The 26,359-nt window shown below is 35.2% G+C and carries 22 protein-coding genes and 2 tRNA genes; 17 read left to right on the forward strand and 7 right to left on the reverse strand.

The features are described from left to right. Positions 1-6 precede the first annotated feature (6 nt). The 5 genes from AC52CF_RS14585 to AC52CF_RS14605 all read left to right on the forward strand — a co-directional run bounded on the left by AC52CF_RS14585 (position 7) and on the right by AC52CF_RS14605 (position 5,753). Complete coding sequence (locus tag AC52CF_RS14585) at positions 7-1,059, forward strand: DUF6263 family protein (RefSeq protein ID WP_336690680.1); 1,053 nt, start codon at positions 7-9, stop codon at positions 1,057-1,059. Between the two features lie 73 nt (positions 1,060-1,132). After that, positions 1,133-1,366: a hypothetical protein gene (locus AC52CF_RS14590; protein WP_496517311.1), complete on the forward strand. Its 234-nt coding sequence runs from the start codon at positions 1,133-1,135 to the stop codon at positions 1,364-1,366. A 35-nt stretch (positions 1,367-1,401) separates the two neighbouring features. Then, complete coding sequence (locus tag AC52CF_RS14595) at positions 1,402-3,936, forward strand: YfhO family protein (protein WP_496517312.1); 2,535 nt, start codon at positions 1,402-1,404, stop codon at positions 3,934-3,936. 31 nt (positions 3,937-3,967) lie between these two features. After that, on the forward strand, positions 3,968-4,375 hold the full coding sequence (locus AC52CF_RS14600; protein ID WP_116097837.1) for a GxxExxY protein: 408 nt from the start codon (positions 3,968-3,970) through the stop codon (positions 4,373-4,375). 85 nt (positions 4,376-4,460) lie between these two features. Continuing rightward, a complete protein-coding gene (locus tag AC52CF_RS14605; protein ID WP_214589044.1) occupies positions 4,461-5,753 on the forward strand; it encodes a glycosyltransferase family protein in 1,293 nt (430 codons plus the stop codon). A 284-nt stretch (positions 5,754-6,037) separates the two neighbouring features. On the opposite strand, the gene AC52CF_RS14610 is transcribed toward AC52CF_RS14605, so the two are convergent. Continuing rightward, positions 6,038-6,676, reverse strand: coding sequence for a hypothetical protein (locus tag AC52CF_RS14610; protein WP_214589043.1), 639 nt, complete (start codon positions 6,674-6,676; stop codon positions 6,038-6,040). 156 nt (positions 6,677-6,832) lie between these two features. Between AC52CF_RS14610 and AC52CF_RS14615 the strand changes: the two genes are divergently transcribed. Together AC52CF_RS14615 and AC52CF_RS14620 are read left to right on the forward strand one after the other, a co-directional pair. Next, positions 6,833-7,795 carry a YpdA family putative bacillithiol disulfide reductase gene (locus AC52CF_RS14615; protein WP_214589042.1) on the forward strand — a complete coding sequence of 321 codons (963 nt, stop codon included), beginning with the start codon at positions 6,833-6,835 and terminating at the stop codon, positions 7,793-7,795. Between the two features lie 191 nt (positions 7,796-7,986). Then, a protein-coding gene (locus AC52CF_RS14620; RefSeq protein ID WP_496517313.1) for an IS3 family transposase occupies positions 7,987-9,239 on the forward strand; the annotation gives its coding sequence in 2 pieces (ribosomal slippage) (positions 7,987-8,314 and positions 8,314-9,239; 1,254 coding nt in all). A gap of 106 nt (positions 9,240-9,345) precedes the next feature. Here the strand turns inward: AC52CF_RS14620 and AC52CF_RS14625 are convergent. The 3 genes from AC52CF_RS14625 to AC52CF_RS14635 form a co-directional block, all read right to left on the reverse strand. Beyond that, positions 9,346-11,376, reverse strand: coding sequence for a TonB-dependent receptor (locus tag AC52CF_RS14625; RefSeq protein ID WP_496517314.1), 2,031 nt, complete (start codon positions 11,374-11,376; stop codon positions 9,346-9,348). A 374-nt stretch (positions 11,377-11,750) separates the two neighbouring features. Continuing rightward, positions 11,751-12,923, reverse strand: coding sequence for an MFS transporter (locus AC52CF_RS14630; protein WP_496518222.1), 1,173 nt, complete (start codon positions 12,921-12,923; stop codon positions 11,751-11,753). A gap of 215 nt (positions 12,924-13,138) precedes the next feature. Then, positions 13,139-14,812: a glutamine--tRNA ligase/YqeY domain fusion protein gene (locus AC52CF_RS14635; RefSeq protein WP_336690687.1), complete on the reverse strand. Its 1,674-nt coding sequence runs from the start codon at positions 14,810-14,812 to the stop codon at positions 13,139-13,141. A 664-nt stretch (positions 14,813-15,476) separates the two neighbouring features. Between AC52CF_RS14635 and AC52CF_RS14640 the strand changes: the two genes are divergently transcribed. Beyond that, positions 15,477-15,626, forward strand: a complete 150-nt coding sequence (locus AC52CF_RS14640; RefSeq protein WP_214589038.1) for a bacteriocin-like protein — start codon at positions 15,477-15,479, stop codon at positions 15,624-15,626. Here AC52CF_RS14640 and AC52CF_RS14645 read toward each other — a convergent pair. Next, a complete protein-coding gene (locus AC52CF_RS14645; RefSeq protein ID WP_496517315.1) occupies positions 15,623-16,627 on the reverse strand; it encodes an o-succinylbenzoate synthase in 1,005 nt (334 codons plus the stop codon). The two genes, AC52CF_RS14640 and AC52CF_RS14645, sit on opposite strands and share 4 nt — an antisense overlap. After that, positions 16,627-17,643, reverse strand: a complete 1,017-nt coding sequence (gene fbp / locus AC52CF_RS14650) for a class 1 fructose-bisphosphatase (protein ID WP_076392274.1) — start codon at positions 17,641-17,643, stop codon at positions 16,627-16,629. Before fbp ends, AC52CF_RS14645 begins: the two co-directional genes overlap by 1 nt. 313 nt (positions 17,644-17,956) lie before the next feature. Between fbp and AC52CF_RS14655 the strand changes: the two genes are divergently transcribed. The 4 genes from AC52CF_RS14655 to AC52CF_RS14670 all read left to right on the forward strand — a co-directional run bounded on the left by AC52CF_RS14655 (position 17,957) and on the right by AC52CF_RS14670 (position 21,421). Next, positions 17,957-19,195, forward strand: coding sequence for an aspartate kinase (locus AC52CF_RS14655; RefSeq protein WP_496517316.1), 1,239 nt, complete (start codon positions 17,957-17,959; stop codon positions 19,193-19,195). A 24-nt stretch (positions 19,196-19,219) separates the two neighbouring features. Further along, complete coding sequence (locus tag AC52CF_RS14660; RefSeq protein WP_214589035.1) at positions 19,220-21,061, forward strand: bifunctional lysophospholipid acyltransferase family protein/GNAT family N-acetyltransferase; 1,842 nt, start codon at positions 19,220-19,222, stop codon at positions 21,059-21,061. Positions 21,062-21,159: 98 nt separating this feature from the next. Further along, a tRNA-Phe gene (locus AC52CF_RS14665) sits at positions 21,160-21,232 on the forward strand. Between the two features lie 116 nt (positions 21,233-21,348). After that, positions 21,349-21,421, forward strand: a tRNA-Phe gene (locus tag AC52CF_RS14670). A 41-nt stretch (positions 21,422-21,462) separates the two neighbouring features. Here AC52CF_RS14670 and AC52CF_RS14675 read toward each other — a convergent pair. Beyond that, positions 21,463-22,269, reverse strand: a complete 807-nt coding sequence (locus AC52CF_RS14675) for a GLPGLI family protein (protein WP_214589034.1) — start codon at positions 22,267-22,269, stop codon at positions 21,463-21,465. Between the two features lie 362 nt (positions 22,270-22,631). On the opposite strand from AC52CF_RS14675, the gene AC52CF_RS14680 reads away from it, so the two are divergent. The 5 genes from AC52CF_RS14680 to AC52CF_RS14700 all read left to right on the forward strand — a co-directional run bounded on the left by AC52CF_RS14680 (position 22,632) and on the right by AC52CF_RS14700 (position 26,358). Further along, positions 22,632-23,675 carry a sensor histidine kinase gene (locus AC52CF_RS14680; protein ID WP_214589033.1) on the forward strand — a complete coding sequence of 348 codons (1,044 nt, stop codon included), beginning with the start codon at positions 22,632-22,634 and terminating at the stop codon, positions 23,673-23,675. A 1-nt stretch (position 23,676) separates the two neighbouring features. Next, on the forward strand, positions 23,677-24,372 hold the full coding sequence (locus tag AC52CF_RS14685) for a LytR/AlgR family response regulator transcription factor (RefSeq protein ID WP_214589032.1): 696 nt from the start codon (positions 23,677-23,679) through the stop codon (positions 24,370-24,372). Positions 24,373-24,545: 173 nt separating this feature from the next. Then, positions 24,546-24,704, forward strand: coding sequence for a hypothetical protein (locus AC52CF_RS14690; RefSeq protein WP_214589031.1), 159 nt, complete (start codon positions 24,546-24,548; stop codon positions 24,702-24,704). A gap of 62 nt (positions 24,705-24,766) precedes the next feature. After that, positions 24,767-24,958: a hypothetical protein gene (locus AC52CF_RS14695; protein WP_214589030.1), complete on the forward strand. Its 192-nt coding sequence runs from the start codon at positions 24,767-24,769 to the stop codon at positions 24,956-24,958. 224 nt (positions 24,959-25,182) lie between these two features. Further along, positions 25,183-26,358 (forward strand): thioredoxin family protein, encoded by a 1,176-nt coding sequence (locus AC52CF_RS14700; protein WP_214589029.1) that lies wholly within the window; start codon positions 25,183-25,185, stop codon positions 26,356-26,358. The last annotated feature ends 1 nt before the right edge of the window (position 26,359 follow it).

A 26,359-nucleotide genomic window follows, 5' to 3' on the forward strand; every position in this document is an offset into this window, starting at 1 on the left:
AATCGAATGAAAAACATAGCAGCTTTAGCGCTTATCTCAACCATAGCCATTGTTTCGTGCAACAAAAAAGAAACGGCAAAAATTACAAAAGTAGATCCTAAAACCGGAAAAACAATTACAGTGGAAGTTCCGGCAGATTCTGTAGCGAAAGTGGAGGAAAATCCGGCGATTAAAGATTCAGCGGGAGTGTATACGCAGACTTTTAAACTGGAAAAAGGAAAAACCTATCCTTTAACAACGTATCAGAGAGATACGAAAACAATGACTGACCCTCAAGGAAAAACTCTGAACGGAACAAGCGAATCTACGGACGAAATGTCTTTTACAGTGAATGATATTAAAGGAAATGTTTACGATATTACCTTAAATTTAATCGCTAAAAGAAGCTCTCAGACAGCACAGGGAAAAACAATCGTAGTAGATACCAAACTGCCGATCCCGAAAGAGGATGATCTGAAGATGATCTGGAATATCAACAGAGCATTGACAGGAAATAAACTGAACATGAAGATGGACACCAAAGGAAATGTAATTTCAATTACAGGTTTTGATGCTGTTTACACTAAAGTTGCCAATTCTGTAGGATCACTGATTAAAGATAAAAACCAGAAAGAAAGCGTAGTTGCAAGTCTTAAGGAATCTTTTAACGAAAAAGTTCTCAGAGATCAGTTCAACAAAAATTTAACGATTATTCCTAAAAAAGGTGCAAAAATCGGAGAAAAATGGACGAACAGCGAAAATGCTGATGCACAGGGAAATATTAAAGTGACCTCTCACTACATTCTGAAAAGCGTAGGAAACGGTGTAGCAGAAATTTCTGTAACCGGAGGAATTCCAAAGAAAGTTAATAAACAGAATCAGGGAGAAGTTACCCACAGCTTAAGCACGGAACTTACGCAGAACGGAACGATTACGTTTGACCAGAATACAGGATGGATCAAAAACCAGAATATTTCTGTGAAAACGACACAGATTGAAAGTATTTCAAACGGAAAGGAAACCCAGTCTATGACGAGCGTTTCCAATTCTTCCGTAATGGTAAATCCTTCTGCTAAATAAAGCAGAACTTTTTAAAGTTGAAATGTCAGAGCGTAACAACGGCTTTGAACATTAAACCTTAAATATTTTTATTATGATGAAACATATTTTTGAGTTTGTACTCGCAACCATTATTATCTATTTTGTGTGGAATATTCTGAAGAGAATCTTTTTCAGAAAATTTCACAGCTATCTGTTTAACCAGAACAGAAATGAAAACAGAGGGGAGCAGAACATCAAAAACTCAGACAATACGAAGAAAAAAATCAACTGGGACGCAGAAACCGTTGATTATGAAGAGGTAAAAGAAAACAACAATAAAAGGTAACAATTCCGAAAAATATTTAGATAATAACCATCAACATGGCGAAAAATAAAAACCTGATTTATATTGCAATTTCATTAGTTGTATTTATCGTTTTAGCATTTTTATACTCCACTCCTGTTTTCACGGGAAAGCAGCTTTTCCAGCATGATATCGTGCAGTATCGGGGCGGTGCAAAAGAGCTTCTCGATTACAGAGCCGATACCGGAAAGGAAACCTACTGGAGCGATTCCATGTTTGGAGGAATGCCGACGTATCAGATGGGAAGTCAGTTTAACGGAGACATCATCAAAAAAATCGATTCCAAACTGAATTTTCTGCCAAGACCGGTTAATTATCTTTTTCTTCTTTCCGCAGGATTTTTCCTTTTGGGAATGGTCGTGGTAAGAAACTGGAAATATGCTCTTTTAGGAGCTACTTTTTTCGGACTTTCCACCTATTTTTATATTGCCATCGCAGCGGGACACAACGGAAAAATCAATACCATTGAATATTTCGCACCGCTCTTAGCCGGAATTTTACTCGTTTACATCCGGAAACAATACGTTTGGGGATTCATCGTCACGACTTTGTTTATGGGGCTTCAGATCGCTGCAAATCACCCACAGATGACGTATTATCTTTTCTTAGCGTTAGGATTTTTATTCCTTTCTGAACTGATAAGAGGTATTCTGAAAAAAACGCCTATGAAACACTTCCTGATCTCTTCGGGAATTGTTGCCGCTTCATGTTTAATCGGAGTCGGAATGAATTCTCAGAGAATTATGGCGAATTCGGAGTACATCAAAGAAACCGTTCGTGGAAAGCAGATTCTTACAAACAGCAGCAATACAGGCGGAGATTCTGGAATGGATAAAGAAAGTATGCTGATGTGGAGCTACGGAAAGCTGGAAACTTTAAACCTTTTCATCCCGAGATTGATGGGAGGCGGAAGTCAGGAACCGGAAGGAAAAGAAATGATGGCTAAAATTCAGGAATTGGTTCAGGAAAATGTAAGTTCACAAGCTGAATATGACAGAATTTCCAAAGGTTTCGGGAATCTAACCTATTGGGGAGATCAGCCGGGAACTTCGGGACCTGCTTATCAGGGAGCTATTGTTTGTTTTCTTGCGCTTTTAGGGTTCTTCATCACATGGAAAAAATACCGCTACTGGATTTTAGGAGCTTCTATTCTTACCATATTTTTAGCTTGGGGAAGTAATTTCATGGCACTTTCCGACTTTTTCATCGATTTCGTGCCGTTTTATAATAAATTCAGAGCACCTTCTTCCATTTTGGTGGTTGTAGAATTATTATTTCCTTTAATTGCCATCATCGGATTATACAGATTCTTCACAGATAAAACACTCACACAGGAATACAAACAAAAAACACTTCTTTACGTAGGCGGCGGAACTTTAGGTTTTGTATTGATTTTACTGGTTTTCGGAAAATCTCTGTTAGGGTTTCATACCGAGAACGAAAAAACTTATCTTCCTCCTTTCCTGTTGGATTACCTTATAGATGAAAGATTTAAATTATTCAGAATTGATGCTATTAAAGCATTTATTTATGTTGCGATTGCAGTGGGCGCTTTATTCCTGGTTTTAAAGCAAAAGCTGAATCAGAACATTGCTCTGGTAATTATCGGAGTAGTCAGTTTATTCGATCTTTGGACAGTTAACAAACGTTACCTGAACGATGATAATTATGTGGATAAAATCTTTGCTGAAAATCCTTTCCAGACGGAAAGCTCAGATCTGATGGCTGAAAAAGTTCAGGGAAATCCAAATCTGGAACCTATTTTAGCGAATGTAAATGTGAACAAAACATTAGAAAGCATCGCCGAAAAAGATAAAACGCATTACAGAATTTTCAACAATATTTTAGGAACATTCAACGAGACAAACACTTCTTATTTCAAATCTTCTATCGGAGGTTATCATGCAGTAAAGCTGAGAAGGTACGATGATGTAATCAACGAATATTTCCAGATTATGGATTCTGTAAAAGTTCCGAACATTCTGAATCTTCTGAATGCAAAATATTTGGTTTTAGGCGGTCCGGAACAGCCTCAGGCAATGCCGAATCCAAAAGCCAACGGAAACGCATGGTTTGTAAGCGATCTTAAATTCGTAGAATCTCCGAATCAGGAAATCAAAGCAATCGGAACCATCAACAGCAAAAGAACCGCCGTTATTTCCGCAGATGACAAAAAATATTTTGACGGAAAACCTGTTCAGGCAGACTCAACAGCGTTTATCAATCTAACGAAATATCAACCTAACGAACTGGAATTTAAATCGCAGTCTAAGACTCCGCAATTGGCAGTTTTTTCTGAAATTTACTATCCTCACGGCTGGAAATTCTTCATCGACGAAAAAGAAGTTCCTTACATTAAGGCAGATTATATTCTTCGTGCCGTTCACGTTCCTGCGGGAAATCATAGTGTGAGAATGATCTTCGAACCGGAAGTTATCGAAAAAGGAAAATGGATTTCATTAATCTGCTTCGGTTTATTTATTCTGTTAAGTGGTTTTGGAATTTATTTTCTTTACCGCAAAAGAGACAAAAGACAAATGGAAAAGATTTAGAAATTCAAAAGTTTGAAAAAGCATTGTGCTTATGATTACTCAAAAATACATTACAGATCTTACCTATAGAATTAATGGAGCTTGTATAGAAGTTCACAAGATTTTAGGCGCAGGTTTGGCAGAAATTGTATATCATAAAGCTTTAGAAAAAGAGTTTAAATTAAGGAATATCGAATATAAATCTGAGTTTCAAATTCCTGTAATTTATAAAGATGAGTATTTAAATTGTGATTTCAAATGCGATTTCCTAATTGAAGATTTAATTGTTTTGGAAATAAAAGCTGTATCTTCTCTTTTGGAAATTCACAAATCTCAAATTCTAAATTATATGAATCTACTAAAAGTACCAAAAGGTGTTTTAGTAAATTTTAATGTAAAAAATATTTATCACTTTGGTCAAGAGACATTTATTAATAAATATTTTGATCAATACGATTAAAATAGTGAATTACATTTTGTCACCTTTTGAATAGCTAAAAAATCATCATCATCTTTTGCCTCTTTTGCGGTTAAAACAATTATTAATGGAACCAAAAAAAATACTCATCATCACCTATTACTGGCCTCCGGCGGGAGGTCCAGGTGTGCAGAGATGGCTGAAATTTGCAAAATATTTACCTGAATTCGGATGGAAACCTGTGATCTATACACCGGAAAATCCGAGTTATCCTTTGCTGGATGAAAGTTTATTGAAAGATGTTCCGAAAGATCTGGAAATTGTAAAAACAAAAATCTGGGAACCTTATCAACTGGCTGAAAAGCTGAACAAAAGCAACAAAAAATTTAAAGCGGGGCAGTTTGATGTCGGGAAAAATCAAAGCTGGAAATCTAAGCTTTCGATTTGGGTGAGAGGCAACTTTTTTATTCCCGATGCGAGAGTTTTCTGGGTAAAACCTTCCATAAAATTTTTGGAACAATATTTAAAAGAGAATCAGATTGAGGTTGTGGTAACTTCGGGACCACCCCATTCTTTACATTTAATAGGTTTACATTTAAAAAAGAAACTTCCTAAATTGAAATGGATTGCCGATTTCCGTGATCCGTGGACAGAAATCTCTTATTACAAACACTTAAAACTGACCAAAAGTTCGGATCGAAAGCACCGTCAACTGGAAAGCGAAGTGTTCAGAAACGCAGATATTACGTTAGCAACAAGCTACACCGATGCTGAAAATTTCTGTAAAAACGGAGCGAATGCACTTTGTATTACGAACGGTTTTGACGAGTCAGACTCAAACACTCAAACACTTAAATTTTCCAACACTCAAACAAAATTCACATTAAGTTACATCGGAGTTCTGGAACAGTTGAGAAACCCTGAAAATCTCTGGAAAGCTCTAAATGATCTGGTGACAGAAAATGAAGAATTCGCTGAAAAGTTTACCTTGAAATTTGCCGGAAGAATTGATGATAAAATTCTGAATTCTATAGAACATTCAGACCTGAAAAATCATATTCTGAATTTAGGATATCTTTCTCACGATAAAGCGATTGAAGAAATGCAGACTTCGGAAATACTGCTCATCACCAACTTTCCTAATGATTCTTCCAAAGGGATCATTCCCGGAAAAATATTTGAATATCTGGCAACAGGAAAACAAATCATTTCTTTTGGACCTAAAGATGCAGATGTTTCTAAAATTTTAAGTGAAACACAGGCAGGAAAACATTTCAGTTATGATGATTCCGGGAAAATTAAAGAATTTATTTTAGAAAAATTTGAACTTTGGAAAAACGGAAATCTCTCGGAAAACACACAAAATATTGAACAGTTTTCAAGAAAAAATTTAACTAAAAAATTAGCGGAAATTTTATAATCACGAAAATTTTACATATTAACGCTACTGTGTAGACATCACATTATGTTAGTATTAGAGATGTCATCCTAAGCTTGTTGAAGGGTCTCTGCCGAAATATAGTTATTAACAATTCAGTTGCTTATAAAAACAGCTATTTATGAGATTCTTCCTTCGTCAGAATGACATAGGATCGTTGAACCTCTTTCTCAATGAAAATCATATTTCACAATAATACATTGTTTAAATATTGCACTGAGTATTTGCAAAATCGCACTAAATCTGTCGAATTTTTTTAATTTATTCTAAATCGTCCACTGATCGTTAACAACACCAATAAGATAATATTTTCCCTGAAATTCTTCAAAAACCAAACGAAGGCATTTCCAGTCCATTTCGGAGTTGACTTCTGAGCCTTTGATGAAATTTTCCGTAAAATCTGCATTTGGATAAATTTCCTTTACATTATTCAGAGAATTGCCTTTTCCCTGAAACGCATTTAAAGAAACCTGCGCTGTCGCAAAGTCTTTGGAATACACCCAGTCTGTTAAATAATCATGAATAGTCGCTCTGTACAGATCTCCGGAACCATCCATTCTTCCCCAAGTGAAAAGGGTTTTGGTAGGTTGATATCTGATAAAATCCGCTTTTGAAAGTAACTTGTCTTCTTTTGGATTTACGAAAGCGTACATCGAAAAGCGAACTCCTTTTTCAGGGTGAATAAATTCCGCAAACTTCTTAAAATCTTGATCTTTTAAGGTTTGTATAATATCCTCATTGACCTTTTTTAAAGCCTGATCTTTGGTAATTTTCGTTTTACTGATAACTGAATCATCTGAAACCGTTTTGCCTTTTGCATTCACCTCATCATTAACAAATTTTTCAGGATTTTTCTCACATGCAACTGCCGAAAAAATAAGCAGGGAAAAGATAATTTTCTTCATTTTTCTTAATGTCTGATCATAATTCACCAAAATAAATGCCATGTTTTGAATTGAAGAAATTTCATATTTATCGAATAGATGGTCATTATTACAGCAATAGTTTTTTGCTTTTATCGAAAAAAGCCTTTGTTGATGGGTTTTCCTTACATTTGTTGTATGGAAATTTTAGATATTCTTATCATCGGAGGCGGACCGATCGGGCTGAACTGTGCACTGGAAGCGCAGAAAAATAATCTTTCTTATCGGGTTATCGAAAAAGGAACCATCGTTAATTCTCTGTACAATTATCCTTTGTATATGCGGTTTTTCTCAACTGCTGAAAAACTGGAAATTGATGGAATTCCCTTTATTTCAACGGCTCCAAAACCGGGAAGACAGGAAGCGCTGGAATATTATCAAGGAATTGCAAGACAGCGGAATATCAACATCAATTTATATGAAAAGGTAGAAAAAGTTTCCAGAGAGAATGACATTTTCACCATTGAAACTTCGAAAGGAAAATATTTAGCGAAAAACGTCATTATTTCAACGGGATTCTATGATATTCCGAATCTGATGAATATTCCCGGAGAAGATTTACCCAAAGTAAGACATTATTATACAGAACCTTATCCGTACGCAAAACAGAAAATTGTTGTGGTCGGTTCGAGCAATTCGGCGGTCGATGCTGCTTTGGAAACTTACAGAAAAGGCGCGGAAGTCACCATGATTATCCGACATTCCGAGATTTCAAAAAGTGTAAAATACTGGGTGAAACCGGATATTGAAAACAGAATTGCGGAAGGAAGTATTGCAGCGCATTTCAATGCCAAATTGATTGAAATTAAACAGCATTCCGTTGTTTTTAAAGATGAAAAAGGTGAAGTGCAGGAAATTGAAAATGATTTTGTTCTTGCAATGACCGGCTATCTTCCTGATTTTGATTTTTTAAAAAATTCCGGAATTGAATTGCAGGGCGATTGTCTGAACCCGCTTTATCATCCTGAAACCATGGAAACCAATGTTCCGAATTTATATTTGGCGGGTGTAGTTTGCGGAGGAAAAGATACACATCTCTGGTTTATTGAAAATTCCAGAATTCATGCGGAAATGATTGTGAAAAACATTCTTTCGAAATAATGTCATTGCGAGGAACAACGTGACGAAGCAATCTTTATCTATTTTTATTGTTTAGTTTTAATTAAGCATCTGTTTAGTTTTAGACAAACTCAGTATAAACTTTTCACCCAGCAAAGAATCCAAAGTTTTTTTAATGATTGTCTTGTCCTGAAAAAGGTTGACTACTAAATACCAAAAAACCAGTCATCCTAATGAGATTAAAAAAAGTATCCGCCCCTGTTCAAGAATACAGTGAAGCATTTAAAAGACAAGTTGTCTCCGAATATGAGCGGGGATTATATACAAAATCACAATTACAAACCCGCTATAATATCAGGGGTAATTCCTGCATTCCCAGATGGTTAATGAAATATGGTAACTTTACTTATGAAAAACAATTAAGTAAAGGCAGACCCATGAAAGATCCACAGAAACAGAAGATTAAAGAGCTTGAAGCAGCATTGGCCAAAAAGGAAGAAGAAATCAAAGTGTTCAGGAAATTTATAGAAATTGCAGAGCGTGAGCTTAAGGTTGAGATTGTAAAAAAGTCTGGTTCCAATCAATCCAGGAAATAAAGGTAAATACGACTCTTTCAACAGAGAATATCTGCCGATTGTTTGGCTACAGTAAGCAAGCTTATTACAAGAGACAAAAACAGCCTGTTTCTACAGATCATGAAACAAGAGTTATAGAATTGGTTGTATCAATTCGTAAAAAGATGCCTAAAATAGGTACTAGAAAACTTTATGTTTTACTTAAGAATGATTTTGAAAAGGAAGAAATTCATGTAGGAAGGGATCAGTTGTTTAGCATTTTGAGATCAAATTATCTTTTAATTCCCAGAAGGCACAGCTATTTTAAAACAACCAATTCCAGACATTGGATGAAAAAATATCCCAATATTATCAAAGGAAAAGAATTGAAATGTTCGGAGAAAGTTTGGGTTGCAGATATTACTTATCTCAAGACCAAAGAGAAGAATTATTATCTTCATCTGATTACCGATGCCTATTCTAAGAAAATTGTAGGATACGAATTGAGTGATAATTTACAGACCAGCTCTACGTTGAAAGCATTAAAGCAAGCCATACAGAATCGACTGTACAAGCATTCACTCATTCATCATTCAGACAGAGGGTTGCAGTATTGCAGTAAAGAATATACTGAAACACTCAAGAAAAGTGATATGCTTATCAGTATGACCGAAAATTCGGATCCTTATGAAAATGCTATAGCAGAGAGAGTGAATGGTATTCTGAAACATGAATTTGGATTGATTGATACTTTTGAAAATTTTAAAAATCTTTCCCAACAGCTTGAACAAGCAATTTATTGCTATAACAATTTAAGACCGCATTTTTCTTTACATTATAATATTCCAAACCAAGTACACATGAAAAATAATGTGAAATTAAAAACCTATAAAAAACAAAATCAGAATAGGAAAATTCCTACTCTGATTTAAGTATATTTGTGATATAAAACTAGTTAACCTTTTTCAGGACTAGTCAGATTACAAATTGCGGACAACAAGATGAGATTGCTTCGTCGCTTCGCTTCTCGCAATGACATTAAAAATCAACCTTTATTCCCAATACAAAATTTCTTTTGGCAGCCGGATTATAATAACGGTTTCCGAAAGCATTGATATCAAAACCTAAAACATATTCTGTATTATAAAGATTCTGAATCTGAAGATACAAACTGACTCTCGTTTTTTCAAAATGTACAGGAAATCTGAACTGGATATTTCCAATTAAATTTGATTCAGACCAAACAGAATTGGCATCATTCAAAGGGGTTTTTGAGGTGTAAAAATGGGAATAATCTACCGAAAGTTTTCTGAAAAACGTAAAATTCAACAAACTGTTGATTGTTGTTTTGGGAACTCCGGTGATTTCATTTCCTGAAAAATCATTTCTGTTTTGCTGATAATTTTTAAATATAAAATCGTAAAAACTTCCCGAAAATCTGAATTTAAAATGGCTTAAAAAGTTGTTTTTCAGATTAAAATTCTTCGATTCCATTAAAATTTCAACCCCTTTTTGAACGGTTTCTCCGGAATTGACAAAATATTCCTGTCCTGCTTCGTTCTGTCTTCTCACAATTGCATCTTTCATCCGGAAATCAAAATAATTTCCTTCCACAAAAACGGAGTTGCCGAATTGTTTCCTGATCCCGATTTCCTTGTTCCAGCCGAATTCGGGTTTTAAATTTGTATTAAACTGCTGATTCGAAGAGCGGATTTCTTCATTCGTCGGTGCAGAATTCCCCTTCCCTATTTTTCCGCGTACCGAAAAACCTTTTCCCAAAAGATAGGTGAAACCAAAATTAGGCAACCATTGATTTTTAAAATGAACTTTTCCTTCTTCATTTCGGGGATATATCCGATTCCAGTCGTAAGAATTTGAATTTAAACTGATGGAAAGATCGGTGAATAATTTTTCGCTGACATTCAGTTTTTGAGAAAGAAAGAAAAACCCCGAAGTATTTTTAATCTGATCAAAATTCTGCGGATTTCCTTCTGTTCCTCTGTTATTATCATAATTTCTAACCAAAATATCATTGATTCCGCCTTCAAATCCCAATCGGTAAGCTAATGAAAGAGCATTCCAGTTTCTTTCATAATTGAAGTGTGTTCTTAATGCAAAATTCTTTTCAAAACGGTTTTCATAATTCGTGATAAACGGATTTTCAAAATCTACGTAAGAACCCTGAATTAAAATAAAATGGGAGAAATCCGGACTGAAGTTATAATCATTTGAAACTCCTGCCAAAACCATTTTATTGCGGATTCCTGCATCCTGTTCTTTTGCACCCGGAACTGTTTTGGTTGCCGGTCTTGCCTGTTTCCGGTTGATCTGCATCTGCTCTAAAGTAAGTCCTCCCGGAGTCTGATAATCGAGATCAGCGTACAAAATCATGGCTTTCAGAATTCCTTTTTCTGAATATTGAAAATTGTCTTTTACAAAAATCTGCTTTCGCTGAACCTTCGACTGTTCCCGATAAGAATCGGTCTGATAATAGTTCTGAAAAACCTGAAAAAAGTGTTTCCCGATGTGTTTGGAAAGATCAAAACTCTGGTTAAAGGTTCCATAACTTCCGACCGCCAGTTTTGCAGAAATCTGATCTGATTTTCTGGTCTGAAGCAAAACAGTTCCGCCTGTTACAGCGCCGTAATCTCCGCTTTCAGGGCCTTTATATATTTCCATCCGGTTGATGAGTTCAGGAGAAATAACATTAAAATAGGTGTTTCCCGAAGCATCGGACAGGATAAAATCATCGAGATAAACTTTCACATTCCGAACGCCAAAAGGGGATCGCAAAGTGCTTCCGCGAAGAGAAATCCTGTAGCTTCCGGGAGAACGTTCTTCCATTCTGGCTCCTGCAATCTGATTCATGGATTCGAGCATTCTTTCAGGTGTATTCTGGTTAAGCAGATTTTCTGAAACTACAGCAACCGATTTTGTAGATGAAATAAAAGCGGTTGGTTTTTTGTAAGCATCGATCCTGATTTCTGAAATCAGTGCTGCGGAATCTCTTTCTTGAGAAAACAGCAGGGAAACGGAACACAATGAAAATAGAAAGCAAAGTTTTGTCATCGAATGAAGGGAAGCAAAAACTGTACTTTTCTGTGCGAAAATATAAATTCGCAGAAGATTTGTTTAAAATAATGTGAGTTGGGCTCAGACGAAATTGATGATGCGTTTTGGCTAAAGCCAAATTTGTTTCTTACTCCGTTACAATAAAAAGTCCGTCAACATTTTATGTGACGGACTGAATTTCTTAGGATGTGTTTTCCTTCGCGTGAGGGATGCAGCGGGCGGCGACGAAGGCGCCGGTGCGAGTGAGAGACGAACGAGTACGGAAGCGAAGCGGACCCCAAAGCAGCCCGACCCGAATTGTAGGGGGAAACCTCATAGGTTTTTAAAACCTATGAGGTTTAGCTCCGGAATGAAGGACACGCCCAAAATATTTAAGATTCTGCGTGTTTTCTGTCACCAATCATCCAGGGAACAATGTAATAAAACGCAATGGCAATGATTGTGGCTAAAACTCCTGTCCCGATCCATAATATGGTAAATCCGAATCTTTCGGCGATGAACGTTCCCAAAGTAGGGGTTACAATAAAGGCGATGGAGAATGAAATTCCGTTCAAGCCCATGTAGGCTCCTTTGTTGTTTTTTCCGGAGCGTAATGCTGTGATGGTTGACATAAACGGCAAAGCCCAGATTTCTCCTACGCAGAGAAGACTCATGGATATCACTAAAGTCACGATACTGTAATCAAAACCAAGCATTGCATAAGCAAATCCGCAGATGAAGGTTCCCAATAACATGGTTACAGCAAGGCTGAAATATTTTTCGGCAACCTGTACCATTCCCATTTCGAGTAAAACGACTAAAAATCCGCTGTACCCCAAAATATATCCTATACTTTGCTGACTTAAATGCGCCGTGTCTTTATAAAAAATAGTCAGCGTACTGAATAACTGGAAGAAACAGATTGAAAACAGCATACAGAAAAAGCAGTAAACCAGAAATTTACCATCGCGGTAAGGCGAATTTTCTTTTTTAATTTCTATGGCTTCCTGTACTTTTCGGGCTTTTAGCTTTGCCAGAATGTTTCGTTTTCTGAAAAAGACGATGTATAAAATCCCTGCTGCCAAAGCGGTAAAAGCATTGCTGAAAAATAAAAATTCGTAAGAAATTGCCGATAAAATACCGCCCAAAGCGGGACCGATGGAAAATCCTAAATTGACTGCCATCCGGTTTAACGAAAATGCTCTGGTTATATTTTCGGGTTTCGCATATTTTGTAATGGCAACCGAGTTTGCAGGACGAAATGAATCGCTTACAATGCTTTGCAGCAAAATAATAGTCGCCACTCCTATTTCTGTTTTGAATAAAGGGATCATACAAAATAAAGGCACACTGAGCAATAAGCTGAGATACTGAACTCTGTACTCCCCGATTCTGTCTGTAATAAATCCGCCCAGCCAAGAACCGATTACCGAACCGATTCCGAAAAAGCTGAGTACAATTCCTGTATTTTCGATACTGAATTTCAGATGATCGGTCATGTAAACTCCCAGAAAAGGAAGTACCATGGAACCTGCCCGATTGATGAGCATGACCAAAGCAAGCATCCAGCTTTCTTTGGAAAGCCCTTTGAATGAGTTGGTATATAAGTGTATAAGTTTCACAATTTTTAATTTTAATTACTGTTTTTAAACACGAATGACACAAATGCTTTTCACGGATAACCTTATTTTTTGGTTATCGTTTTTGTTTCGTTAGGGTTAAAAACAAAAAACAGGGCTTAAAAATTAAGCCCTGTTTTATTTATATGTATAATAAATTTTTACTCCGGCTTATAAGAGTCTTTTAACGTCACAGTTCTGTTGAATACAAAGTTTGTATCCGTAGAATCCTGATCTTTCGTGAAATAGCCAATTCTCTGGAATTGAAGAGGTTCTCCAACTGCCACATCTTTTAAGCTTGGTTCAGCAAATCCCTGAATGGTAGTTACAGAATCCGGATTGATAAAGTTTAGGAAATCGACATCTTTCTCTGCATCTGGCTGTTCAACAGTGAATAATTTGTCGTAATTTCTTACTTCCACAGGAATTGCGTGTTTCGCAGACACCCAATGAATGGTTCCTTTTACTTTTCTTAAGCTTTCCTCCGTTCCGCTTCCAGACTTGGATTTTTCGTCATAAGTAGCGTAAATGGTGGTAATGTTTCCGTTTTCATCCTTCTCTACTCTTTCACCTTTAATGATGTAAGCAGATTTCAAACGAACTTCTCCGCCTAACTTTAACCTAAAGAATTTGTTGTTTGCTTCTTCCTTAAAGTCTTCACGCTCAATATATAATTCTCTGGAGAACGGAATTTCTCTTGTTCCTGCATTTTCCTGCTCAGGATTGTTTTCTGTTTCCAGCCATTCTTCTTTTCCTTCCGGATAGTTTTCAATGACTAATTTGACAGGATCCACAACCGTCATTACACGTTTTGCGACTTTATTAAGGTCTTCACGAACGCAGAATTCCAGTAACTGAAGCTCAATAAGATTTTCTCTTTTGGCAACTCCTACTTTTTCAATAAAATTTCTGATGGAAGCAGGCGTAAATCCTTTTCTTCTCATTCCTGAAATCGTAGGCATTCTCGGATCATCCCAACCGTTCACTACATTTTCGGCAATCAGCCTCTGTAGTTTTCTTTTGGAAGTAATCATGTAAGAAACGTTCATTCTCGCGAATTCTCTCTGCTTGTTTTTCACTTTTCCTTCTTCGTACACCTGATCTAAGTACCAGTTGTACAAAGGTCTGTGGTTTTCAAACTCTAAAGAACACAGTGAGTGAGAAATTTGCTCAATATAATCGGATTCACCATGCGCCCAGTCGTACATCGGATAAATTTTCCAATCGGTTCCTGTTCTGTGGTGAGGCTTGTTCAGAATTCTGTACATCACAGGATCACGCATATTCATATTCGGTGAAGTCATGTCGATTTTTGCACGAAGAGACATAGAACCACTTTCGAATTCACCGTTTTTCATTCTTTCGAATAAATCTAATGATTCTTCAACAGGACGGTTTCTGAAAGGAGATTCCACACCCGGTTCTGCCGGATTTTTTCTCTGCTCGGTAATCACTTCAGACGGCTGCTCATCTACGTAAGCTTTTCCTTCTTTTATCAACTGAACTGCCCAATCGTAAAGCTGCTGGAAGTAATCGGAGGCGTACAAAACTTTATCCCACTTGAAACCTAACCATTCAACGTCTTTCATAATAGAATCTACGAATTCCTGTTCTTCTTTTTCAGGGTTCGTATCGTCGAAACGAAGGTTCACGGGAGCATTGTATTTTTCACCCAAACCGAAGTTGATGCAGATCGCTTTGGTGTGACCTACATGCAGATAACCGTTTGGTTCAGGCGGAAAACGGAAACGGAGCTGATCTTTTCCCAGACCGTTTGCCAAATCATCTTCGATAATTTGCTCAATAAAATTGAGTGATTTTTTTTCTTCTTCCATTAAAATTCGCTTTTAAATGCCGTAGAATACGACAATTTGCAAATTTATGAAATTTTCAGGGTTTATGGAAATAATAATGTAAAAGTATAATTCTGAACCTGTATTTCCTGAACAGCGTTTTTTGTTAAAAGATTCAAATTTTTAAACAAACATAACGTTAATACTTTCTATGAATTGGGAGATTGAAAGAACTTTATACCTGCGAAATCTAAAATATTGGAAAAAAAATTTACAAACACCTCTTACACAACAGTTTATATATTATTGAAAAAAAATGTTAAAAAAGTAAAAATTATGCATTGAATTCTGGCATAAAGATTGTAAATTTATTACCACAAAAATATTAACATTTTATATTATGAAAAAAGTTAAAAGTAAGTTTTCTTTAATTTTAGAATACATTAAGAAAGCGATTTTTGTAAAAGATGTCATTTAATCGCCAATCACTAAACCATAAACACCAAAACTATACGACTGAAAATTACTACATAAAAACTTCAAAATCATTTTCTTGACAAACAAAGTTCATCTGAACTTTGAAAACTTTTAATATATTTTCCGAGGTATATTAATTCACTTTAATGTGTGTTAATATATGTTAAAGTGTTGCACATCACAAAAAAGAATTTCATATTTACATAACAAACCAAAAAAAAATGTTTCTATGAAAAATCTAAAAAAACTTAAAAAAAGTGAATTAAAAACAATTAAAGGAGGTATAGTTCCTATCGGCTGCCTTAGTTGGAATCCTAAATTAAGATGCTGCAGAACATGGGATGAAGAACATTACAACAATCCTGTTTGTGAAATCTAATTTTTAAACCACAGTAATTCTCCTTTCAGATCCAGATTTGATTCGAAATTATTAACAAATAAAGCTCCGGTTCCCAATCCTTGCGGCATCGGGCTTTTTTTTGTAAAAGTATACTGAGCAATTGCGTTAAGCCCGATATTACTTTCCAGTGCTGATGTAATCCACCATCCTATATTACGCTCTTCAGCCAGAGAAATCCATTCGTCTGATCCGGAAAAACCTCCTACTAAAGCGGGTTTTAAAATGATATACTGAGGTTTTATGGTTTCGAGTAATTTTCTTTTCTCATTAAAATCTGTAATCCCAATCAGTTCTTCATCCAAAGCAATCGGAGTAGGTGTTTCAAGACATAATTCTGCCATATCATTCCGGTTTCCTGCTTTTATCGGCTGTTCGATGGAGTGAATATGCAGATCGGCTAATTGCCGTAAAACAATTTTTGCTTCTTCTTTCTTAAAGCCTCCGTTTGCATCTACTCGAAGTTCAAGCCTGTCCTTTGAGAACTTTTGTCTCAGTTTCTGAAGAATTTCGTGTTCGGATTTCCAGTTGACTCCTATTTTGAGTTTAATGCAGTGAAAACCTTTTTCCAGTTTATCCTGAATCTGTTCTTCCATATAATTGATATCGCCCATCCAGATCAGACCATTGATAACAATCGGAGTTTTTCCTTCTGTAAATTCACTTGGAAAATATAGATTTTTACCATTTTTTAAATTCAGAACAGCCTGTTCATAACCAAACCAAATGGACGGAAATTCTTTTAATTCTTCTTTTAAAAACTCGGAATCCTGTTGAATATTTTCACAAAGCCATTTTAATTTATCTTCATAATCCGGTCTATCGTCAAAGCTAAGACCTCTGAAAATCGCACACTCTCCTGTTCCTTCCTTTCCGTTTTCTGAAATTTTGAGAATAAAGGTCTCTTTTTCAAGCAAAACGCCACGAGATGTTCCACTCGGGCGTTTGAATTCTAATAAATATCTTGAATATTCTGCTTTCATTATTTTACACTGTCAATTCGCATAAATTCTTCCGCTTTCTCCACCATATCGATACTTCCGCAGAAAAACGGGATTCTCTGATGCAGTTCTGTCGGTTCAATTTCAAGGATTCTTCTGAAACCGTCTGTTGCTTTTCCTCCTGCCTGTTCTGCAAGGAAAGCCATAGGATTGCATTCGTACAATAATCTCAGTTTTCCGTTCGGAGCCTGAGAATAAGACGGATAAATATAAATTCCACCTTTTAACATATTTCTGTGGAAATCTGCAACCAACGAACCAATATATCTTGAAGTATACGGTCTGTCTCCTTCTTCCATCTGGCAATATTTAAGGTAATTTTTTACGCCCTGAGGAAATTTGATATAGTTTCCTTCGTTGATGGAGTAAATCTTTCCTGTTTTTGGGAAAGTCATGTTCGGATGAGACAGATAATATGTTCCCAAAGAAGGATCCAGTGTAAATCCGTTCACACCGTTTCCAGTAGTATACACAATCATTGTGGAAGATCCATAGATAACATAACCCGCTGCGATCTGGTTAACTCCTTTCTGTAAAAAGTCTTCCAGCTGAACTGGAGTTCCGGGCTCTGTAACTCTTCTGTAGATTGAGAAAATAGTTCCTACCGAAACATTTACATCAATATTTGAAGAGCCGTCAAGAGGATCAATCAGTACTACATATTTGCTTAAATGTCCGTTTTCGCCACATTTGATATCGATGAAATCGTCGTTTTCTTCGGAAGCAATTCCACAGACAACCTCTCTCTGAGACAAAGCGGTAATAAAAATTTCATTGGCAATTACATCCAGTTTCTGCTGTTCTTCTCCCTGTACATTCTGATTTCCTGCAGCACCGGCGATGTCTACAATTCCTGCTTTATTTACTTCTCTGTTTACTACTTTTGAAGCCAGTCTTATTGCGCTGAGTAGGCGGGAAAACTCTCCCGTGGAGTACTGAAAATCATCCTGTCTATCAATAAGAAACTCTCCTAAAGTCTGTAATGGTTGCTCTGACATATTTTGCTTTTTACGTTTTCTCCAAATTTCGTAAAATTTATTACAATTTAAAAGAATAATTAACAAAAGACCTTATTGTCTGTCTATCAAATAAATACAATCACAAAAATATGACTTGAAAAATATTTGTCTTAAAATACCAATCCCATTTTATTGAAGCAATCGGAATAATTTCTGCGAATTGATAATTTTAATAAAATCTTAAGCCCGCAGCGATATTGTGCTCTTTCATATCTCGTTGTAAATGCATAATTTTGTCACCCGTAAAATATTCCCACAAATTTTATCTAACAATTTTATTATTAACAATTTAATGAAAATTTTCAAGTTTGGTGGAGCATCGGTAAAGGATGCTGAAAGTGTAAAAAATGTAGCCATGGTTTTAAAAAGCCAGGGATTTGCCAAATGTCTGCTGGTAATTTCAGCAATGGGCAAAACGACGAATGAGTTGGAAAAAGTTGTAGAACTTTATTTCAAGAAGGAAAACTATCAAACTGAAATTGAAAAGATAAAACGAAAACACATTGAGATCGCTGAAGGATTATTTCCTGAAAATCATGCAGTGTTTGCGGAAATCAATTTATTTTTTGATGATATTGATTCTTTTTTAAGAAGAAACAAATCTCCGAACTACGATTTTGTTTACGATCAGGTGGTAAGCTGCGGGGAAATGATTTCTACGAAAATTGTGAGCGAATATTTGAACGAAATTCAGTTTACCAATCAGTGGCTGGATGCAAGAGATTATGTAAAAACCGACAATTCTTACAGAGAAGGTGTAGTAGACTGGGCAAAGACGGAAGAATTTATTTCTAACCTGAGTAAAGAAATCTGCTACGTTACGCAGGGGTTCATCGGTTCGGATGGCAATAATTTTACGGTGACTTTGGGAAGAGAAGGATCTGATTATTCTGCTGCAATTTTTGCATATTGTTTAAATGCAGAAGCTATGACGATCTGGAAAGATGTTCCGGGAGTAATGACGGGAGATCCGAGAAAATTCAAAGATGTAACGTTACTTTCTCATATTTCTTACGAAGAGGCAATTGAAATGGCTTATTACGGGGCAAGTGTGATTCACCCGAAAACATTACAGCCGCTACAGCAGAAAAACATTCCTTTTTACGTAAAATCTTTTGTAGATCCTACAAAGGAAGGAACAAAAGTAGGTGCTTCGGAAAAGAACCAAAGCGAAGAATCTTATATTTTAAAGGAAAACCAGACTTTGCTGAAAATTTCCACAAGAGACTTTTCATTTATCGCAGAAGACCATATGAGTCTTATTTTCGGGTATTTATCCAAGTACAAAATTAAAGTTTCCCTGATGCAGAACTCTGCAATTTCATTGGCTTTATGTCTTGAAGATAAATTCAATACCGTGGATGAATTAAATGAAGAACTTCAAAAAGTATTTAAAACAGAAGTTATAAAAAATGTATCTTTATTTACCGTAAGAAATGCGAAAATAGAGAACATAGATAAATTTTACCAGGAAAAAAGTGTATTATTGGAGCAGATTGCGAAAAATACGCTTCAAATGGTAACACAATAAAAACTAATTGCGACTAAACACAATATGAGTTTAATTTCGAAAAACGATCTGATTAAGGCTTCCGGCTTAAGTAAAATAGGATTTCTGAAGAATCCTGTAGCATCTGCTGTGATGAGCATTGCTAAAATCAACGAAGTAAATAAATTATACGACAAACTAAAAGATAAGGAAGGCAAAGACTTTTTCGACTCATTTGTGAGAGAGCGCAACTTAAGCTACATCGCTTTTGAAGAAGATCTGGCAAAAATTCCGAAGACGGGACCGTTCATTCTGGTTTCCAATCATCCGCTTGGTGCGATTGACGGGATTTTAATGTGTAAAGTATTGTCGGAAGTACGTCCGGATTTTAAGGTAATGGGAAATTTCCTTCTGGAAAAAATCAAACCGATGGAACCGTACGTAATTGCCGTAAATCCTTTTGAGGGCAGGAAAGAAGCTTACAGCAGCTCTTCCGGAATGCGGGAGACCTTAAAGCATCTCCAAAACGGAGGTTGTGTAGGAATTTTCCCTGCAGGAGAGGTCTCTAATAAAAATAATCCTTACAGCGAAATTCTGGATAAGGAGTGGGAAAAACCGGCGTTAAAGCTTATAAGAATGGCAAAAGTGCCGGTTGTTCCTATGTATTTTCATGCAAAAAACAGCAGAATATTTTATCAGGTGGCAAAAATACACCCGAATCTGCAGACTTTAATGCTGCCCGCAGAAATGATGAATGACCGGGAAAAACCTATCAGGATAAGGATCGGAAAGCCTATCTCTGTAAAAGCAATGGACGATATGGAAACCATTGAGGAACTGGGAGAATTTCTGAAACGTAAGGTGTATATGATGAAATCTTACTACGAGAAGCGAAAATCTTTGGCGCAGAGCATTAATCTTAAAAATCTTTCGGTAAAATTTCCTTTGTTAAAAGAAGAAAATATTGTTCAGAATATCATCGACGAAACTCCGAAAGAAGATATTTTAAAAGACATCAATAAGCTGAAAGGAACTGATAAAATGTTTTTCAGCAACGGAAATTATGAAGTTTATTTTACCACTTACGAAGAAATTCCTTCAATAATGCGGGAAATCGGAAGACAGAGAGAGCTTACCTTCCGTGCAGTAGGAGAAGGAAGTAATCTTCCGTTCGACCTTGATGAATATGACAAACATTACCATCATCTTTTCCTTTGGGACAGTGCTGCAGAGAAACTTGTGGGAGCTTACAGAATGGCTCTGGGAAAAGAAGTCATGAAAAAATCAGGAATTAAAGGGTTTTATACAAGTTCTTTATTTGAATTTGAACAGGATATCCATCCTTTTTTCAAGAAAGTAATCGAAATGGGACGTGCGTATATCTGTCAGGAATATCAGCAGAAACCACTTCCACTTTTCCTTTTATGGAGAGGAATTGTACATGTCTGCTTACGAAATCCGGATCATAAATTTTTGATGGGAGGCGTAAGTATTTCCAATAAATTTTCAGAATTTTCCAAATCTCTGATGATCGAGTTTATGCGTTCGAATTATTATGATTCCGCAGTTGCACAATATATTACTCCAAGAAACGAATACAAAGTAAAACTTCGCGACAGGGATAAACATCTGTTTTTTGAGGAAATGGAATCTGATCTTAATAAGCTTGATAAGATCATTGATGATCTGGAACCGGAACTTAGATTGCCTGTTTTAATTAAGAAATACATTAAGCAAAATGCTAAAGTTATCGCCTTTAACGTAGATCCCAACTTTAATGATGCGATCGACGGACTGATGTACATACGAATAAGTGATCTTCCGGAAAGCACGATTAAGCCTGTATTAGAGGAAATGAGCGAACAGATAAGACGCGAACAGGAAAATAATTCAGTTGAAAATCAGTAGGTTTTTAAGTTTTGTTAAAAAAAGTCTTGTTAATACTTGCTTCATATACTAAAACTTACTACTTTTGCATCACTTTAAAACAACGAAGTAACAAGAATGGTTTCTTAGCTCAGTTGGTAGAGCAATGGATTGAAAATCCATGTGTCCCTGGTTCGATTCCTGGAGAAACCACTTAAAAAACCACCTGTAAAAAGGTGGTTTTATTTTCAAAGTTTTAAATAAAATTTGCCAAGATTAATAATTATTATTACTTTTGCACCACTTCAAAAAAGAAGCAAAAATTAAATGGTTTCTTAGCTCAGTTGGTAGAGCAATGGATTGAAAATCCATGTGTCCCTGGTTCGATTCCTGGAGAAACCACTTAAAGTCATCTCATTTAGGATGACTTTTTTTGTTTATACTTATTTGTAATCATTTTTATAATCTATCTCAATAGGATTATTTTGCTCACGAATCATTTTTTGTGTTTGTTTTGTCAATTCATTCAAGTCTAATGCCTTTTTTCCACCATGTCCGTCACTGGTATAAACAGGTAACATATTTCTTAATTTAAGATCAGCATAAGGATCATTGTAATATTGCATCATTAATTTTTTGAAATGAGAAAAATCCATATCCAACCCTTTTTTTCGCAGAAATAAATTCCCAGAATTATTTTTGATTGCTATAAGTGTAAAGTCGTAATCCATATCACTATCAGTTGCTCTTACAATAAGTCCCGGAAGTCCGTTAAAAATATATGGACCATCCGTAATCGGAATTTCTGTTGTGAACCATACAATCCATTTTCTTCCACCATAGTCTGTTACAGCTTTCTGAACATCAAATCCTCCTATTTTATCCCTGTCGGATTCTATTTTCCAGATTATTTTATTTTCTATTTTTACATCGTAATAATCATTAAACCGTGTCCGATAATTTCTTTTAATATCTTTATTCTTTAAATCTTTTGTTACGTATATCTGCCTTTCAATATTTTGATCAGCTCCTATTCCGAATCTTGATACGCTTAATAATGAATCAGATCTTTTCTCTTTTTCGGTTCTAAATACGGATATGTTATCATTAAAATCCAAAATCATATTAATATAAGCAAGACTATCATTATGAGGTTCCAAGTGATATTTCAACTCATAAACAAATGATTTTTTTTGTGCGGAACAGAATCCTATAAAGCATATTAGAAAAATAAAATTAACTTTTTTCATAATAAAAAAGAGCTATAACTGAAACAGGTGTCTCATGTCATTTTAGTAAATAATTAAATTGTCACACATCTTAAACATTGACTATCGTTTGATCTTCCACTCACTGTCAGAACGATACATATCTGTGCAGTCTGCACCTCCTCCATTCCCAGAATATCTTTAAGATTTTCATAATAGATTATTTCAACAAAATTATGTCTTTTATCTTTCTCTCCAGCTTTTGTAATTGATCCGTTTTTTGTTTTCAATTAAAAAATTCTTTTCCGTTTGTAGATTTAAATAAGCACTTCGTAGATTTTATTATTATTTTTAAAAGAAAAACTTGAATTTTATCTGTTTTTATTTTAAAATAATTTAGAACCTTGAAACTGACTCAGAAAAACAAATATCACATCTTCTTTTGGCTTGCCTATTATCTCTTTGAGATTAATGCATCATTTGTGTATATACATGAAAGTTTTAAACAATTTTCATGGCAAAAAACACTCTATCTGTCTGTAATCTCAGAATTCACTTTTCTTTTTGCAGAAATTCCGGCAGCATATTTAGTTTTGACAATGATAGACGGTAAAATAAAAATTCTCAGAAATAAAGCATTCCGAATTTTTGCTGTAATTATAATCGTAACATTTTCAGTAGTTGTTTTCAGGATAATATCCCATGATCTCATATTTCCTTACTATTATTATGTTCCGGAAGACACCACAAGATTTTCATTAGGCGGAATTTTTGTTGCAGCCATGAATATCGTTTTTGCCATCGCCATCATGTTGGGCTTTGAAAAATTTATTCAGCAAAATGAAACGCAAAAAAGATTAATCGAAATTTCGAAAGAAAAAACAGATGCAGAACTAAAATTGCTTAAGACCCAATTAAATCCCCATTTTCTTTTCAATACACTTAATAATATTTACGGACTTTCGCTTAAAAAATCAGATGAAGCACCCCAAATTATTTTGAAACTGGCAAAAATAATGCGGTACAATATCTTTGATTCCGCCCAAAGCAAAGTGTATCTCAATCAGGAAATAGAGAATATTCAGGATTTTATTGATATACAGAAAATAAGACACAAACTGATTAAGGTAGAATTCAATGACTCAATCGACGATCAATTGCAGGAAATCTCTCCGTTAATTCTTCTGCAATTTGTTGAAAATGCCTTTAAACATGGTGCTTCGGAAAGCAGATTCAACTCTTTTATCACCATTAATCTTGAACTTAAAAATAAAGTTCTGGTTTATAGTATTGAAAATTCCAAAGAAGAAAATCCGGAAAAAGAAAGCACCAAGATTGGTTTAAAAAATATTAAAAGACAGCTGGATTTGTTATATCCCAAACATAGTCTGGAAATTAATGACAGCAACAACCTGTATTCGGTTACTTTGAAAATATTATTCGATTAAAATGATTCCTGAAATAAAATACAATTGTCTGATTATAGAAGATGAACCTATTGCCATGGAAATCATGGAGCATTTCATTTCTCAAAATAAAGATTTTCACATTGTCGGAAAATGTTCGGATGCAATTTATGCCAACAGTCTTCTTAAAATATATCAGATAGATTTGATATTTCTGGATTTACATCTTCCCGCAATAAAAGGGTTTGAATTTTTAAGAAGACTCAAAAATCGTCCTCACGTTATTGTAACAACCGCCTTTCACCAATATGCACTGGAAGGATATGAGCTGAATATTGTAGATTATCTTTTGAAACCAATCTCTTACAGCAGATTTCAGGATTCAATAGAAAAATTTAAGCATCTGATGAATGCAGAAAAAGCCATCCTCGAAATAGAAGACCGGGATTTTATATTCGTCAATATTGCAAAACGAAAAATAAAAATTGTTCTTCAGGATATTTTTTATATTGAAAGCATCAGAGAATACATTAAAATACACACAAAACAGGAAGTTTACACGGTAAAAATGCCCATCAGTAAATTTGAGAAAGATCTTGAAGGAAATAATTTCATTAGAATTCATAAATCTTATATCGTTTCCAGATCCAAAATTGAAGTAATGTCTGCCAGCGAAATTACAGTCAATGGAAAAAAGCTGCCCATCGGAAGAACTTACAGACCATTCATTAGCAATTAATTTTTCCCTTTTATCACGTGTAGAGATTCATTATTTACTCTTTTATCATGCCAAATAGTAATTGATATACGGTAAGCTGCTTTTTGTAGAAATAAAATACTCAGCAGCCGGAATAACTGTAATATTGATACAGAAAAACAGTTAAATCTCTTAACTAAAATCTTAAAATTACTATGAAAAAGACAATTAAGAATCTGCGGCCTCTGAAGGCGAAAGAACTGAAAAAAATCCATGGCGGAGCTACAAAAGGCTATGACAAATGCTGTTATAAAGGAGAAATTCCACCATATGATCCATTTTCAGGATGTGAAGCCTATTACATCTGTGATTAAAAGTAAAATAGTTTAATTAACCAAAATTTCTAAACAATAACAATCTTAAAAATTAATTTATTATGAAAAATTCAATTCTAAAACTAAAAAACGCAAAAAAATTATCCAGAAATGAGCAAATTTCAATATTAGGAGGAAGTTCTTCCTGTTATATAAGAACCTGTGAAATTACCAAAGAGCAATGTGACGATTTACAAGGATTCTACAATAAAAAAGGTTGCTGCGGCTATGTTCCTTTAAGTCAGAATTGCTAAAAAAGCTGAAAGCAAACATGAGTAAAAGATTTTATCCTATCAACAAAAACTAATATACTGAGTAAACAAGATAAATTTTCATAAGATAAAATTAATCAGCTTTAAATTTAAAACGAGAGATTGTCGAAACATGGCAATCTCTTTTTTTTATAATATAATTAGCATACTATTTTATCGATATACAGCCAAAATATACTATATTCGCCAACAAATTCTAATTGGAAATGAAGAAGATTATCTCCGGTTTATTGTTATTTTCTGCTGTTACGGCATTTGCTCAGGAAGCCATTAAATTTGAAGATCTTCCCTTTAAAGATCTTATTGCAAAGGCAAAAAAAGAGAAAAAGATTGTCTTTCTGGATGCCTATGCTTCATGGTGCGGTCCGTGCAAAATGATGGAAAGAAATGTTTTTACGCAGAAATCGGTGGGAGACTACTTTAATGCAAATTTTGTAAATGCAAGATTTGATATGGAAAAAGGCGAAGGAAGAGATATTGCCGTAAAATACGGAGTACGCTCCTATCCTACTTATCTTTTTCTGAATGGCGACGGAGAGCTTGTTTCCCAGAATTTCGGATATATGGAAGGAAGTATGTTTCTGACGATGGCGCAGGATGTAAATTCTCCCAACAATAAAAAAGGTTCACTGAAGGAACGTTTTGCAAAAGGTGAAAAAGATCCAGAGTTCCTCATCAATATTATGAAACTGAACTCCTCTTCTGACTTTAATTTTGCAAAGCAGGCATCTGAAAGGTATTTTGAAAATAAAAAACTTACTGAAGAGTTTACAAAAGATGACGTTGGACTGCTGCTGTATTTCTTAAAATCTACTGAAGACAAAAATTACAAAGTTTTTACAGACAGAAAAGCGGAAATCATTAAGTTTTTACCGGACGAAACCTACAAAGAATTTGACAATCAGATCAAGCTTGGCAAAATTGTGGAGCAGTCTATCGATCAGCAGAATAAAAAAATCAATGAAGATTACTTCATGAAAAATGCGGAACCTCTTGTAGGAAAGCATGATGCGGAACTGAAGCTCAACCAGACAAAACTCGCATATTACGAGCAAAATGCCAATTTTCCGGAATATGAAAAAGCGGCTTTAGCCTATTATAAAAATTCAGAAGCATTTGAACCCAATGAATTGTTAAAAGCAGCGTGGGTATTTGCTGAACATATAAAAACTCAGTCATCCCTGAAAAAAGCGGCGGAGTGGGCCGAGAAATCCGTAATGAGAGGCGAAAGTTCTGAAAATACTTATATTCTTGCAAAGCTTTATTTTCTAACCGGAAATAAAGAAATGGCAAAAACATACGCAGAAATGTCTAAAAATATGGCTGCTCAGGCTCAGAAAGATTCCACTTTAGCTGATGAGTTATTAAAACAAATAAAATAGA

The sequence above is a fragment of the Chryseobacterium sp. 2P genome (assembly GCF_059579425.1).